Annotated in this window: 12 protein-coding genes; 3 read left to right on the forward strand and 9 right to left on the reverse strand. The window is 71.5% G+C overall.

The annotated features are described in order from the left end of the window. Positions 1 to 64: 64 nt before the first annotated feature. The 4 genes from ACFVN5_RS13345 to ACFVN5_RS13360 all read right to left on the reverse strand — a co-directional run bounded on the left by ACFVN5_RS13345 (position 65) and on the right by ACFVN5_RS13360 (position 5,223). On the reverse strand, positions 65 to 955 hold the full coding sequence (locus tag ACFVN5_RS13345) for a UTP--glucose-1-phosphate uridylyltransferase (protein ID WP_376955724.1): 891 nt from the start codon (positions 953 to 955) through the stop codon (positions 65 to 67). 71 nt (positions 956 to 1,026) lie between these two features. Further along, positions 1,027 to 2,481 (reverse strand): aminobutyraldehyde dehydrogenase, encoded by a 1,455-nt coding sequence (locus tag ACFVN5_RS13350; RefSeq protein ID WP_376955726.1) that lies wholly within the window; start codon positions 2,479 to 2,481, stop codon positions 1,027 to 1,029. Positions 2,482 to 2,491: 10 nt separating this feature from the next. Further along, positions 2,492 to 3,910 carry an NAD(P)/FAD-dependent oxidoreductase gene (locus ACFVN5_RS13355; protein WP_376955728.1) on the reverse strand — a complete coding sequence of 473 codons (1,419 nt, stop codon included), beginning with the start codon at positions 3,908 to 3,910 and terminating at the stop codon, positions 2,492 to 2,494. Continuing rightward, positions 3,907 to 5,223 (reverse strand): glycosyltransferase, encoded by a 1,317-nt coding sequence (locus ACFVN5_RS13360; protein WP_376955729.1) that lies wholly within the window; start codon positions 5,221 to 5,223, stop codon positions 3,907 to 3,909. The genes ACFVN5_RS13355 and ACFVN5_RS13360 overlap by 4 nt, the downstream gene beginning before the upstream one ends. A gap of 135 nt (positions 5,224 to 5,358) precedes the next feature. Between ACFVN5_RS13360 and ACFVN5_RS13365 the strand changes: the two genes are divergently transcribed. Continuing rightward, entirely contained in the window at positions 5,359 to 5,970 is a 612-nt protein-coding gene (locus tag ACFVN5_RS13365) for a TetR/AcrR family transcriptional regulator (protein WP_376955730.1), read from the forward strand. Here the strand turns inward: ACFVN5_RS13365 and ACFVN5_RS13370 are convergent. The 4 genes from ACFVN5_RS13370 to ACFVN5_RS13385 are packed head-to-tail and all read right to left on the reverse strand — an operon-like array spanning position 5,949 to position 9,964. Then, a complete protein-coding gene (locus ACFVN5_RS13370; RefSeq protein ID WP_376955731.1) occupies positions 5,949 to 7,112 on the reverse strand; it encodes an ABC transporter ATP-binding protein in 1,164 nt (387 codons plus the stop codon). The genes ACFVN5_RS13365 and ACFVN5_RS13370 overlap by 22 nt on opposite strands. Continuing rightward, positions 7,109 to 7,954: an ABC transporter permease gene (locus ACFVN5_RS13375; protein WP_376955732.1), complete on the reverse strand. Its 846-nt coding sequence runs from the start codon at positions 7,952 to 7,954 to the stop codon at positions 7,109 to 7,111. The genes ACFVN5_RS13370 and ACFVN5_RS13375 overlap by 4 nt, the downstream gene beginning before the upstream one ends. Further along, positions 7,947 to 8,849, reverse strand: coding sequence for an ABC transporter permease (locus ACFVN5_RS13380; protein WP_376955733.1), 903 nt, complete (start codon positions 8,847 to 8,849; stop codon positions 7,947 to 7,949). Before ACFVN5_RS13380 ends, ACFVN5_RS13375 begins: the two co-directional genes overlap by 8 nt. A gap of 14 nt (positions 8,850 to 8,863) precedes the next feature. Then, positions 8,864 to 9,964, reverse strand: coding sequence for a spermidine/putrescine ABC transporter substrate-binding protein (locus ACFVN5_RS13385; protein ID WP_376955734.1), 1,101 nt, complete (start codon positions 9,962 to 9,964; stop codon positions 8,864 to 8,866). 119 nt (positions 9,965 to 10,083) lie between these two features. On the opposite strand from ACFVN5_RS13385, the gene ACFVN5_RS13390 reads away from it, so the two are divergent. Continuing rightward, positions 10,084 to 11,259, forward strand: coding sequence for a hypothetical protein (locus ACFVN5_RS13390; RefSeq protein WP_376955735.1), 1,176 nt, complete (start codon positions 10,084 to 10,086; stop codon positions 11,257 to 11,259). After that, complete coding sequence (locus ACFVN5_RS13395) at positions 11,223 to 12,188, forward strand: SIS domain-containing protein (RefSeq protein WP_376955736.1); 966 nt, start codon at positions 11,223 to 11,225, stop codon at positions 12,186 to 12,188. The genes ACFVN5_RS13390 and ACFVN5_RS13395 overlap by 37 nt, the downstream gene beginning before the upstream one ends. 45 nt (positions 12,189 to 12,233) lie before the next feature. Here the strand turns inward: ACFVN5_RS13395 and ACFVN5_RS13400 are convergent, their stop codons facing one another. After that, positions 12,234 to 13,916, reverse strand: a complete 1,683-nt coding sequence (locus tag ACFVN5_RS13400) for a glycoside hydrolase family 13 protein (RefSeq protein ID WP_376955737.1) — start codon at positions 13,914 to 13,916, stop codon at positions 12,234 to 12,236. Positions 13,917 to 13,966: the final 50 nt, after the last annotated feature.

A 13,966-nucleotide genomic window follows, 5' to 3' on the forward strand; every position in this document is an offset into this window, starting at 1 on the left:
GGCGGGCGGATGCCGCGGGCGAGCGGATGCCGCGGGCTCGTGTCGCCCCACGGCATCCGGGCGCTCAGAGGCCGACGGCGTACTCGACGAGCCAGCTGCGCAGGTCGGGACCGAGGTCGTCGCGGTCCGCGGCGAGCTGCACGACCGCCTTGATGTACTCGAGCTTGTCGCCGGTGTCGTAGCGGCGGCCGCGGAAGACGACGCCGTAGACGCCGCCCGTGCCCGACACGTCCTTTGCCATGGTCATGAGCGCGTCGGTGAGCTGGATCTCGCCGCCGCGGCCGGGCGCGGTGCGCTCGAGCACGTCGAAGACGTCGGGCTTGAGCACGTAGCGGCCGATGACCGCGTAGTTCGAGGGCGCCGCCTCCCGGACGGGCTTCTCGACGAGCCCCGTGACACGCACGACGTCGGGGTCGTCGGTCGGTTCGACCGCGGCCGCGCCGTAGAGGTGGATCTGGTCGGGGTCGACCTCGAGCAGCGCGACGATCGAGGCGTCGCGTGCGACCTGCTCGTCGAGCATGCGCCGGAGGAGGGGGTCCCGCTCGTCGATGAGGTCGTCGCCGAGCAGGACCGCGAACGGCTCGTTCCCGACGTGCATCCGCGCCCGGTGCACGGCGTGGCCGAGTCCCATGGGGTCGCCCTGCCGCACGTAGTGCATCGCGGCGAGGCCCGTCGACGCGTTCACCTGCATGAGCTTCGCGTCGTCGCCCTTGGCCTTCAGCGTCGCCTCGAGCTCGGCCACCCGGTCGAAGTGGTTCTCGAGGGCGTTCTTGTTGCGGCCGGTCACCATGAGCACGTCGACGAGCCCGGCCGAGACCGCCTCCTCGACGACGTACTGGATCGCCGGCTTGTCGACGACGGGCAGCATCTCCTTGGGCATTGCCTTCGTCGCGGGCAGGAACCGCGTGCCCAGGCCGGCGGCGGGGATGACCGCCTTCGTGATCCGCTCGTGCATGGCCGTTCGCTCGCTCTCGTTCGCGTGGTCGTGGGGTGGGTGCGGAGGTCGGGGCGCCGGGGCCGGCCGGCTCAGGCCGGCCGGAAGCCCGTCGTCTCCGGCGGCGCCGCGTGGCGGATCATGAGGTGTCGCGTCACCGAGTAGTCGAGCAGCGGCTCGATCGACATGTCCTTGCCGAAGCCCGAGCCCTTCACGCCGCCGTGCGGCGCCTCGGACGCGATCGGCAGGTGGTCGTTGACCCAGGTCACGCCGACGTCGAGCGACTGGCTCACGCGCAGGGCGCGCGCGACATCCGACGTCCAGACCGACGACGCGAGCCCGTAGGCGCTGTCGTTCGCGAGCGCGATGCCCTCGGCCTCGCCGTCGAACGGCAGCACCACGAGCACGGGACCGAACACCTCGCCCTGCACGATCTCCGACGACTGGGATGCGCCGACCAGCAGCGTCGGCGCGAAGTACGAGCCGGTGCGGTCGATGGCGTGGCCGCCGACGAGCGCCTCGGCGCCCTCGGCCACCGCACGCGAGACGAAGCCCTCGACGCGCGACCGGTGCGCTTTCGACACGAGCGGGCCGATGTGCGTCTCGGGGTCCATCGGGTCGCCGGCCACGATCTGCGCGAGTGCGTCGCGCAGCGCATCGACGCCGGCGTCGTAGACCGAGCGTTCGAGGTAGACGCGGGTCGCGGCCGTGCAGTCCTGGCCCGTGTTGTAGGTCGCGCCGAGCGCGACGGCGTGCGCCATGGCGCCCAGGTCGGCGTCGCGGAACACAATGACCGGCGCCTTGCCGCCGAGTTCGAGGTGCACGCGCTTCACGCCCTCGACGGCGCCGCGCATGACCGCCTTGCCGGTCTGCGTCGATCCGGTGACGCTCACCATGTCGACCTCGCGGTGGGTCACGAGCGCCTGTCCCACCTCGGCGTCGCCCGTCACGACGTTGAAGAGCCCGGCGGGCAGGCCGGCCTCGACCGCGAGCTCGGCGAACCGCAGGGTCGTGCGCGGCGTGGCGGGCGCCGGCTTCACGATGACGGCGTTGCCCGCGGCCAGTGCGGGGCCGGCCTTCCAGATCGCCATGATGAGCGGGAAGTTCCACGGCGTGATGCCCGCGACCACGCCGACCGGTCGGCGGGTGAGGATCGAGGTGTAGCCGCTCGAGAACGACCCCGCGCCGGTGCCGTCGAGCGACCGCGCGGCGCCGGCGAAGAAGCGGAGGTTGTCGATGCCGAACGGAAGCTCGCCGTCGAACGCGGTGGTCCACGGCTTGCCCGAGTCCTCGACCTCGAGCTTCGCGAGGTGCTCGGCGTCGGCCTCGAGCGCGTCGGCGAGGCGCAGCAGCGCGAGCGACCGCTCTCCCGGCGTCTTCGCCGCCCACTCGGGCTGCGCGGCGCGCGCCGCCGCGGCCGCCTCGTCGACGTCGGCGACGCCCGACGACGTGAACGCGGCGACGTCCTCCTCCGTCGCCGGGTTGGTGATGACGGCGTCGCCGCCCGTGCCGGCGCGGTACTCGCCGATGAAGGTTCCGGTGGTCATGGTGCGCCTTTCAGGAGTTGAAGCCGAGCCCGAAGCGATCGAGGGTGCGCAGCCAGAGGTTGCGCCGCCCCTCGTGCGCGTCGGCGGCGAGGATCGAGCGTCGGGTGAACTGGACGATGGGGTTGCGGAACGGCTCGGGCGGGATGGGGAACGGCCGGCGCCGCACGATGTCGTAGCGGAGCCGCGACGTCGGCTCGCCCGCGAGCAGGTCGAGCGCGACATCCGCCGAGAATCGCGACGCGCCCACACCGAGCCCGGTGTGACCGACGGCGTAGGCCGCACGGCCCCCGAGCGCCGTGCCGTAGGCGGCCGTGAAGCGCGTCGTCGAGTCGATCGGCCCCGCCCAGCGGTGCGTGAAGCGCAGGCCCTCGAGCTGCGGGAACGTCTCGAGGAAGTGCCGGGCGAGCAGCTCGTGCGAGCTGTCTCGCTGCTCGAGGCTGGCATCGACGCGGCCGCCGAAGTAGTAGACGGCGTCCCATCCGCCGAACAGGATCCGGCCGTCGACGGTCGGTCGGTAGTAGTGGAACTGGTTGCCGGCGTCGGTGAGTCCCTGGCCCTCGGCCCAGCCGATCGACGCCTGCTGCGCCTCGGTGAGCGGCTCGGTCATGAGCACGTGGTCGTAGAGCGGCATGATCCAGTTGCCGAGCCGCTTGAGCGGAGAGGGGTAGGCGGCCGTGGCGATCACGACCTCGCGAGCGTCGACGTGGCCGTGCTCCGTCGAGACGCGCACCCCGGCGCCTTCTCGTGCAAGGCCGGTGGCGGCGGATGCCTCGAGGATGCGCACCCCGCGGCGCTCGAGCTCCGCGGCCATGCCCCACGCGAGCCGCGCCGGGTCGACGAGCACGGTGCCCGTTCGATCGCGGAGGCCGCCGAGGTACGTGGGGGAGTGCACGTCGGCCTGCACCTCGTCGCGAGTCTGCAGCTCGAGCGCGACGCCATGCCGCTCGCCGAGCTCCTGCGCCTCGCGGAGGCCGGCGACCTGCCACTCCTCGATCGCGACCGTGGTCTTGCCCGAGCGGCGCAGGTCGCAGTCGATGCCCGCCGCCTCGATCGTGGCGACGAGGTCGGCGAGGTTGCGATCGCCCTCCTCGTGCAGCGCACCGACCTGGTCGGGCCAGATCGCCGTGCCGTGGGTCAGTCCGTGCGTGAGCGAACTCGCGACGAACCCGCCGTTGCGGCCCGTCGCCCCGTGCGCCACGCGCTCGGCCTCGAGCACGACGACCGAACGGCCGGGGTCGCGCTCCACGGCTCGCCACGCGGTCCACAGCCCCGTGAAGCCCGCGCCCACGACGACGAGGTCGGCCTCGAGGGCGCCCTCGGCACGCGGACGAGGAGCCGGCGCGTCGGCGCGGTCCATCCAGTACGGCGTCGGGGCCGCGTCGCGGAGCGCGTCGACCGCGGCATCCGTCATCGAGGTGCCCGTGCTCACACGCGCTCCCGCGCGCCGACGCGTTCGATCACGTCGGCCGCGGCCGAGACGCCGGCACGCGAGCGGATGTCGGCGCCGACGGCGGCCACGCGCTCGCGGAGTGCCGCGTCCTCGAGCAGCGTGCGCACCGCGTCCTGGAGCTCCTCCGGCGTGAAGCCGTAGGTGTCGAGGCGGATGCCGAAGCCGCGCTCGTGCACGCGCTGCGCGTTGTCGTACTGGTCCCAGAACAGGGGCAGCAGCACCATCGGCTTGCCGAAGTGCAGCGCCTCGGTCGTCGTGTTGTTGCCGCCGTGCGTGATCACGAGGTCGACGAGCGGCAGGATCCTCGTCTGCGGCAGGAACTCGGCACCCCACATGTTGTCGGCGAGCTCGAACTCGTGGTGCAGCGGCCCCTTCGAGACGATGACGTTCACCCGCTGGTCGGCGAGGGCGGCGATGACGCGCTGCATGAGCTCGACGTCGGCCGACCCGAGCGAGCCGAGGCTGAAGTAGACGAGCGGGCGGCTGCCGTCGGTGAACGACTCGGGCAGGTCGGCGGGAGCCTGCTCGGTCTCGCGCACCGAGGAGTCGAGGCGGTGCCAGGTCTCGTCGAGGGGGCGCGCGTCGGTGTAGTCGAGCACCTCGGGGTAGATGTAGAGGTTCTCGTCGCCGCGGTGGATGAACTCGAGGTCGGGCAGCGGCGGGGCGCCCTGCTCCTGCACCCACGCGTCGTACGAGGTCCAGAGTGGCCGATGCGTGCGCTCGTACTCCGCACGGAAGGCGGCCCAGCCCGCGCGGTCGTCCTCCGCGAGCCCGGAGAACACCGGCGCGATGTCGTCGCCCGGCACCTCGAGCGGGTTGCAGCTCATGATGCGCACGAAGGGGACGCCGGCGGTGACGAGCGCGGGGAACGCGATCACGTTGTCCTCGATGATCACATCGGGCCGGACGCGATCGATGATGGCCTGCAGCTGCGGCTCGCAGAACTTCGCACCGTTCGCGAGCTCCTCCCAGATCGGCAGGGTCACGGTCTCGAGCTGCTCGGCGGTCGTCTTGCGGAACTCCGGCGAGACGGCCTTGATGTAGTCCTTCCAGAACTGCCCGGCGTCCTGCTCCTCGTCGCCCTCCTCGTCGTCGCCCTCGGGCACCGGCGCGAGGTCGACGAGGTCCTCTTCGAAGCCGAGCGCGGCGAGCTTGCCCTGCCAGGAGCGCTCGGCCGCGAACACGACGCGGTGCCCGCGCTTGAGCAGCTCGTTTCCGATGCCGATGCAGTTGTTCGTGGGGCCGTAGGCGCTCTCGGGCATGAACAGGAAGGTGCGGCGCTCGTCGGACATTTGGGCTCCGTTCGTCTGTGTTCTTTGAATGTTGCTGGAGAGAATTGATTGGGTCAAGACCTCTGTAGAATCAGGTCAGTTCGGCCTACTATTGACCGACGATGCAGACAATCTGTCTGATCCAGTGGAGGTGGCATGGCCAGGCCGAAGCGGCAGGAGGAGCGTCGCAGCCAGCTCGTGGCGGCGGCCCAGCGGGCGATCGCGGCGCACGGGCCCGACGGCGCGCGGCTGAACCGGGTGGCCGAAGAGGCGGGCCTCACGTCGGGCGCGGTGCTCTACTACTACCCCGACATCGACGAGCTCATGTTCGAGGCCAACCGCGCCGGCATGGAGCGCTTCTACGAGGGCCGTGTGCGGATGCTCGAGCAGCTCCCCGACGATCCCGTGATGCGCCTGCTCGCGCTTGCGAAGTCGGGCCTGCCGAGCGGCTCGGGCGACACCGAGGTGCGCCTGCTCTGCGAGCTCGGCGGGTCGGCCGGGCGCAACCCGCTCATGGCGTCGCTGCTCACGACCCTCTACGACCGCCAGGTCGGCATGTACCAGGTCGTGCTCGAGCAGGGAGCCGCCCGCGGCATCTTCGCGCTCGCCCAGCCCTCGGTCGTGATCGCGCGCAACCTCGTCGCCCTCGAAGACGCCTACGGCTACCGCATCATCGCGCAGCATCCGACGATCGACCACGACGCCGCCCTCGAGCTCATCGTGGCCTATGCGCGGCTCGCGACGGGTCACGCGCTGACCTCCTCCTGAGGCGCGGGCGCGTCGCCGGCGGGCGACCGGTCGCCCGATTCGGCATCGGATGCCGCGGCAGGCGCATCCGCGTCGACGTCATCGTCAACGGATGCCGCCGCCTCCCGTGCCACGACCGCCGCCCGCCCGAACCGCACGCCAACCGCGTCGCCGCGGGCGACCCGGGTCGCGCCGTGCACCGTCGCGAGGATCGGCGCCGCGAGCCCAGGCACCTCGATCGAGATCGTGGAGGCGCCGCCGAGGAAGTAGGTGTCGACGACCGTGCCACGCAGGCTCGACGTCGCGGCATCCGCCAGCTCGACGTCTTCGGGTCGCACCACCGCGGTGGCCGGTGCGGCGGCCGCGAGCGCGTGCGTCGCCGCGACCCCGCCGATGCCGGGCACGTCGACGCCCGTCGCGGTCGCCGTGCCGTCGAACAGGTTCGCCGTGCCGATGAAGGAGGCCACGAACCGCGTCGCGGGGTTGGCGTAGAGCTCCTGCGGGCTCGCGAGCTGCTCGAGACGCCCGTCGCGCAGCACCGCGATGCGGTCGGCCATCGACATCGCCTCCTCCTGATCGTGCGTCACGACGACGAACGTGAGGCCGACCTCGTGCTGCAGGCGCTTGAGCTCGAGCTGCATCGAGGCGCGCACCTGGCGGTCGAGCGCCGACAGCGGCTCGTCGAGCAGCAGCAGGCGTGGGCGCTTGACGATCGCGCGGGCCAGGGCGACGCGCTGCCGCTGGCCGCCCGAGAGCTGCGAGGGACGCCGCTTCGCGAGGTGCTCCAGCCCGACGACCGCCATGACCTCCTGCACGCGACTCCGGAGCTCCGACTTCCCGACGCCCTCGGCCTCGAGGCCGTAGCCGACGTTGCGCTCGACGCTCATGTGCGGGAAGAGCGCGTAGCTCTGGAACATCATGTTCACGGGCCGCTTGTGCGGCGGCATCCGGAGCAGGTCTCGCCCGTCGACCTCGATGCGACCCGACTCGGGCGTCTCGAAGCCCGCGATGGAGCGGAGCAGCGTGGTCTTGCCGCAGCCCGACGGCCCGAGCAGCGCGAAGAACTCGTTGTCGGCGATGTCGAGGGAGATGTCGTGCAGTGCGACGGTGTCGCCGTAGACGGCGCGGACGCCCTCGACGCGGAGGAGGGGAGGGGTGGTCACTTCGGGGTTCCTGTCAGTCGGGTCAGTCGTTGCGCCGCGATCACCGTGACGATGCTCACGAGCAGCAGGAGGCTGGCGAGGGCGTTGACCTCGGGCGTCACCCCGAAGCGCACCATCGAGTAGATGACGATGGGCAGCGTGGGCTGCGTCGGCGCGGTCGTGAAGAACGCGATCACGAACTCGTCGAGCGAGAGCGTGAAGGCGAGGAGCGCGCCCGCGACGATGCCTGGTGCGAGCTGCGGCAGCGTCACGCGCATGAACGTGCGGACGGGACCGGCGCCGAGGTCGCGCGACGCCTCCTCGAGGCTCGGATCGAGGGTCGCCATGCGCGCGAGCACGATCGCCGTGACGAACGCGGTCGCGAACACCGCGTGCGCGAGGATCACCGAGTGCAGGCCCAGCGAGATCGACAGCAGCGAGAACAGCGTGAGCAGGCCGATGCCGAGCAGCAGGTCGGGCAGGATGGCCGGGGCGATCGCGAACGCCCGCACGAAGCCGCCGCGCGTGTAGTGCTGGATGCCGTACGCGAGCAGCGTGCCGAGCACGGTGGCGATCGCGGTCGCTCCCGTCGCCACGATGAGCGTGTTCACGAGGCCCTGCATCATCTGCTCGTTCTGGAACAGCTCGGGATACCAGCGCAGCGAGAAGCCGCGCCACACGAACAGGTTCTCGGAGTCGTTGAAGCTCATGATGACGACCACGAGGATCGGCAGGTAGAGGAACGCGTAGCCGAGCCAGAGGGGCACGAGGATGCCGCGGGGCTTGCGCACCGCGCGCGGCCGGGCCGCGGGCTCGAGCTCGCGCATGGCCGTGGTCGATGGGTTCACGGTCGCGTCAGCCACGGCGGGGTCCTTCCGTGAGTCGGCGGGAGACGGCGGTCTGCACGAGGATCACGACCACCAGCAGGATCGTGAGCAGCAGTGCGAGCGTCGCGCCGAACGGCCAGTCGCGCGCCTCGAAGAACTGGTCGCGCACCAGGTTGCCGACCATGATCGTCTTGCCGCCGCCGATGAGCTCGGGGATCACGAAGTTCGACATCGCGGGCACGAACACGAAGATGCATCCGGTGAGCGCGCCCGGAAGCGAGAGCGGCAGGGTCACGGTGCGGAACGCCCGCCGCGGGCTCGCGCCGAGGTTGGTGGCCGCCTCCCGCAGCGACGGGTCGAGCTGCTGCAGCGACGCGTAGAGCGGCAGCACCATGAGCGGCAGGTACATGTAGAGGAGCCCGACCACGATCGCCTGCGGCGTGTAGAGCATGCTGATGGGCTCGTCGGTCAGGCCGAGTCCCTGCAGCCACTGGTTGACCCAGCCGGCGTTGTTGAGCAGCAGGATCCACGCGTAGGTCCGGATGAGGAAGTTCGTCCAGAACGGCAGCACGATCGCGATGAGGGCGACTGTGCGCCACGTCGGCGAGAGCCCGGCGATCGCGTACGCCATCGGGTACCCGATGAGGAGCGCGAGCGCGGTGACGATGAGCGCGAGCACGATCGACTGCAGGATGACGCCGAGGTAGAGCGGCTCGGCGAGCTTGATCCAGTTGTCGAGCGTGAACTCGAACACGAGCCCGCCGAAGCGGCCGCGCTTGAAGAACGTGTAGAAGAAGAGGAGCCCGACCGGGATCGCCATGAAGACGATGAGGAAGATCGTGCCCGGGGCGAGGAAGGGCAGCGAGGCGATCCCCCGCCGCGCGCGGGGAGCACGCGCGGCGGGGGTCGTCCGTTGGAGCGTCGAGGTCACTGCGGCGGGACGGTTCAGTTCGTCGCGAGGACTTCGGCGTTGAGGTCGACGTACTTCAGCGCGTCCTCGCCCAGGTCGACGATGACCTCCTGCTCGAAGAGCTCGTCGACCGTGATGCCGAGCGTCGGGTAGCTCTCGATGAGCGCCGGGTCGAGTGCCTCCATCGCGGCCTGGTTCGGCACCTTGTAGAGGATGTTCTCGGCGACCCAGCTCTGCACCTCGGGGTCGAGGATGTAGTCGATGAAGGCCATCGCGGCCTCCTTGTTCTTCGACGACTCGAGCACCGTCATGGTGTCGACCCAGAGGTCGGCGCCCTCCTCGGGGATCACGAACGTGATGTCGGGGTTGTCGGCGATGCCGTAGTTGCACCAGCCGTCCCACGCTTCGACCATGGCGGCCTCGCCCGACACGAGCTTCGTGTAGAAGGTCGTGTCGTCGTAGGCGAGCAGCGTCGGCTTCGTCTCGATGAGCTGGGCCTTCGCCGCATCGAGCTCGGCGTCGTCGGTCGTGTTGAGCGAGTTGCCGGCGGCCTTCAGCGCGGGCATCGCGAGCCAGCGGTCGGTCGACAGCATCGTGGTCTTGCCCACGAGCTCGGGCTTGGGGGTCAGCAGGTCGTTCCACGACGTCGGGTCGTACCCGGTGAGGTCGGGCCGGTAGCAGAGGCCGGTAGTGCCCCACGCGTACGGCTCGGAGTAGACGTTGCCCTCGTCGTAGGGCAGCTCGAGGGCCTCGGGGTAGAGGTTCTCCTCGTTCGGGATGAGGGACTTGTCGAGCTTCGCGAGGAGCCCCTGCTCCGCCAGCGCCTGCGCGTACTGGCCCGAGACGAAGGCGACGTCGATGCCGGGGTCGGCGCTCGCGGTGAGCTTCGCGACGATGTCCTCGTTGGTCGTGTGGTTGACGATGGTCGTCTTGACGCCGGTGGCCTCCTCGAACTGCTCCGCGAGGTCCTCCGGGTAGTAGTCCGCCCAGATCGAGACGGTGAGCGTCTGCTCGCTGAGATCGGCGGCGGGGTCGAGCGTCTCGCTGCCTCCTCCGCCGCTGGAGCACGACGTGACGGCGAATGCGAGGGCGATGGTGCCGGCCGCTGCGGCGGCGATGCGTCGCGTGGTGGGCATGTGGTACCTCCTGGGACGTCGGAAAGGTTGAGCGATTGTTGCACCGCGAATGAAGGAACCGCAATGGATCGAGGGACATGCTGGCGGCGGGTTTTCGCAATTGTTACAATCCGGATTCAATGAACTCACTCGATGGCGCAGCGCCCGTCGTCGGCGGCAGGGTGCTGTCCGTCGCCGACGACGGCCGTGTGCTCGTCGAGGGCCGGCGCCCCGAGGCCGGTGACGGGGTCGCCCGGGCGATCGCCCGGCTCGTGGTCGACGACGTCGCCGCGGATGCGCCGGAGCGCGGCATCGCCGTCGACCAGACCAACACCTCGGTCATCGTCGACGATCGCCTCGTGGTGAAGCTCGTGGGCCGGTGGGCGGCCGCTGATCGCGCCGGGGACTTGCTCGAGCGGCTCGAGGCCGCGGGGTCCGGCGACGTGGCCCGCCTGCACGGGCGCGTCGGGTGGCGGCATCCGCTGCTCGGCGACGGCACGCTCGCCATCGTCACCGAGTACCTCCCCGGCGCCGAGGACGGCTGGACGTGGGCGGTCGACGACGTCGTGGACGCGCTGCGGGGCGCACGCGACCCCGACTGGCCGGCCCTGCTCGGCACCCGGGTCGCCCGGATCCACGACGTGCTCGGCGCCGACGCGGTGCCTGCTGGTCCGGATGCCGCGGCTGCTCGCCGCGCGCGTGCCGACGCCGCCCTGGCCGGCGCCGCCGCGGCGACCGAGGGGTCGACGGGCGTCCGGCTGCGGAATCGGCACGCGGCGCTCGAGCGCGGCATCCGCTCGCTCGACAACACCGCGCCGGGGCTCGAGTTCCCGATCCACGGCGACCTGCACGTGGGGCAGGTGCTCGCCTCGCCCGACGCCGCGGCGCCGGGCGGTCGCCGGTACACGGTCATCGACTTCGACGGCGACCCGCAGCTCGACGCCGCCGATCGCGAGCGGGCGGATGCCGCGGCGCGCGACGTCGCGCACCTGCTCGTCTCGCTCGACCTCGTCGCCGCCGTCGCGCAGAAGCGCCTGCGGCGGGCCGACCCCGCGGCGTGGGCGTGGGCGGACCGCGCTCGCCGCGACCTGCTGTACGCCTATCGCACTGAGCTCACGCGGACCGAGCTCTTCGACTCGGCGCTGCTGCCCGGCTTCGAGGCGGAGCAGCTCGCCGCCGAGCTGCACTACGCCGACCGCTTCCTGCCCGCCTGGCGGTACGCCCCTGACGCCGCGATCACGCACCGCTACCCCTCGACGAACGACCACCCGGAGGACCCGTGGACACCGCCGCCTTTCGAGCCGACCTCGGCCTGATCCCCGAGACGCTCGACGCGCTCGCCGACGCCGTCGACGCCGGCCTGCCCGGGCTCGACGGACTGCCGTGGCTCGACGCGCGTCGCGTGCTCGTGCTCGGCATGGGCTCGAGCCGGTACGCCGCCGACGTGGTCGGCCGCCGCTACCGTGCCGCCGGTGCCGACGTCGTCGTGGAGCTCGCGAGCGCGGAGCTGCTGCCGCCGGTCACGCCCGACCTCGCGGTCGTCGCGGTGTCGGCGACGGGCGGCAGCGCCGAGGTGCTGCAGGCAGTCGAGCGGTTCCGCGGCACCGGGCGGCTCGTCGCGGTCACGAACCGCCCCGACTCGGCGCTCGGACGGATGGCCGACGCGATCGTGCCGCTGTTCGCGGGCGTCGAGGCATCCGGGGTGGCGTGCCGTACGTTCCGCGCGACGTTCCCCGTGCTCGACGAGGTGTTCGGGGCGCTCACGGGCATCGTGCCCGTCGACCGCTTCGATGCGCCAACGCTCCGCAGGGCCGCAACGGCGAACGCGCAGCTGCTCGACCGCTCCGGCGACTGGCTCGAGCCCATGACGGGCCTGCTCGCCGGGCCGACGGGCACCTGGGTCCTCGCGCCGGCCGAGCGGCTGTCGAGCGCGCAGCAGTCCGCACTCATGCTGCGCGAGGTGCCGCGTCGCATCGCGTTCGCCTCGGAGACCGGCGACTGGTCGCACGTCGACGTCTACCTCACGAAGACCACCGACTACCGAGCGCTGGTGTGCGCGGGCTCGCGCTGGGATGCGCCGGCGCTCGAATGGATGCAGTTGCGCGGCTCGCGCTTCGCGTCGCTCGGGGCGGAGCTGCCCGGGGCCGAGCTGGTGGTGCGGTACGAGGGTGACGACGACGAGCGCGTGGCCGTGCTCACCGAGACGCTCGTGGGCGAGCTCGTCGCCGAGCGGCTGCTCCACTGAGGCCGCGGATGCCGCGGCGTTTGCCCACGGCATCCGATGCCTGGTCTAGCGCAGCCAGGCCGTCGTGGCGCCCGGCAGGCGCCCGTCGACGAGCGGCGCGCTGGTGACGAGGACCTCGCCCTCGGGCAGGTCGACCGGCTCCGAGCCGAAGTTCGTGACCGACTGCCAGCCGCCGGGGCGCGCGAACCAGAGCACGTCCGCACCGGCGGGGTGGTCCCGCCAGAGCAGGCCCTCCGCGTCCTGCAGCTCGTGCCGCAGGGCGAGGGCGCGCCGGTACATGCTCAGCGTCGAGTCGGGGTCGGCGTTCTCGGCCTCCACCGAGAACTCGCCCCACCAGCCGGGCTGCGGCAGGTGCGCGCCGTCGTCGCCGAATCCGAACGACGAGCCCGTCGACGCCCAGGGGAGCGGCACGCGGCATCCGTCGCGGCCGACCTCGATGCCCGGGCTGCGGAAGAACGTCGGGTCCTGCCGGTCGGCATCGGGGATGTCGGCGACCTCGGGGAGCCCGAGCTCCTCGCCCTGATAGAGGTAGGCGCTGCCGGGCAGGGCGAGCATGAGCAGGGTCGCGGCACGGGCGCGGCGCAGGCCGCGGGCGGCGTCGAGCTCCGATGCGGGTCCGCCGTGCAGCAGCCACTCATTGCCGACCACGCCCTCGTCGCCGGGATCGTCGGCCAGGCCGTAACGGGTGGCGTGGCGCACCACGTCATGGTTCGAGAACACCCACGTGTTCGACGAGCCGGTCACCGTGACGGACTCGAGGTTGTGGTCGATGATCGCCCGGAACTCGGCGGCGTCGAAGTTCGCGCGCAGCAGGTCGAAGTTGAACGCCTGGCCGAGGCTCGTCGGGAGGGCGTAGCGATAGCGTCGCTCAGGCTCCACCCACGCCTCGGCGACCGCGATGCGCGGCGGGTCGTACTCGTCGAACACCGCGCGCCACTCGGCGTAGATCTCGTCGAGCTCTTCGCGGTCCCAGAGCGGGTGCGAGCCGTCGGTCACGAGCCGCAGCTCCTCGAGCTCGGCGTGCGAGCGGAGCGGATACGTGAGGTCCTTCGCGAGCGCGTGCGCGACGTCGACCCGGAAGCCGTCGACGCCCCGGTCGGCCCAGAACCGCAGGGTCGTGAGGAAGTCGTCGCGCACCTCGCGGTTCGCCCAGTTGAAGTCGGGCTGCTCGGGTGCGAACAGGTGCAGGTAGAACTGCCCGTCGCCGACCGGCTCCCACGCCGACCCGCCGAACATCGCCTGCCAGTCGCTCGGCGGCTCGGTTCCGTCGGGGCCCTCGCCGTCGCGGAAGATGTAGCGCTCGCGCGCCGCCGAGCCCTTCGGCGAGGCGAGCGCCTCCTGGAACCACCTGTGGCGGTTCGACGAGTGGTTCGGCACGATGTCGACGATCAGGCGGATGCCCGCGGCATGCAGTGCCGCGACCATCTCGTCGAAGTCGGCGAGCGTGCCGAGCTTGGGGTCGACGTCGCGGTAGTCGTCGACGTCGTACCCCCCGTCGGCGAGTGCCGAGGGGTAGAACGGCGACAGCCACACCGCGTCGACGCCGAGCTCGGCGAGGTACGGGATGCGACTCGTGATGCCGCGCACGTCGCCGATGCCGTCGCCGTTCGCGTCGGCGAAGCTGCGGGGGTAGATCTGGTAGACGGCGGCCTGGCGCCACCACGTCGGGTCGTTCGCGATGACGGCCGTCGTGTCCTGCGCGAGGGTCGTGGGGGTCGTGTCGGTCATCGGTCGGGCCTTCCTTTCCGAGCGGATGCCTCGGGCCGCACGATACGTCG

The organism is Agromyces sp. NPDC057865, from assembly GCF_042796995.1.
Classification (GTDB): domain Bacteria; phylum Actinomycetota; class Actinomycetes; order Actinomycetales; family Microbacteriaceae; genus Agromyces.

Excerpts from the sequence above, each read along its gene's own strand:
- ACFVN5_RS13400 (WP_376955737.1), bottom strand. The coding sequence starts at position 13,916 with ATGACCGACACGACCCCCACGACCCTCGCGCAGGACACGACGGCCGTC.
- ACFVN5_RS13345 (WP_376955724.1), bottom strand. The coding sequence starts at position 955 with ATGCACGAGCGGATCACGAAGGCGGTCATCCCCGCCGCCGGCCTGGGC.
- ACFVN5_RS13350 (WP_376955726.1), bottom strand. The coding sequence starts at position 2,481 with ATGACCACCGGAACCTTCATCGGCGAGTACCGCGCCGGCACGGGCGGC.
- ACFVN5_RS13385 (WP_376955734.1), bottom strand. The coding sequence starts at position 9,964 with ATGCCCACCACGCGACGCATCGCCGCCGCAGCGGCCGGCACCATCGCC.
- ACFVN5_RS13390 (WP_376955735.1), top strand. The coding sequence starts at position 10,084 with ATGAACTCACTCGATGGCGCAGCGCCCGTCGTCGGCGGCAGGGTGCTG.
- ACFVN5_RS13360 (WP_376955729.1), bottom strand. The coding sequence starts at position 5,223 with ATGTCCGACGAGCGCCGCACCTTCCTGTTCATGCCCGAGAGCGCCTAC.
- ACFVN5_RS13365 (WP_376955730.1), top strand. The coding sequence starts at position 5,359 with ATGGCCAGGCCGAAGCGGCAGGAGGAGCGTCGCAGCCAGCTCGTGGCG.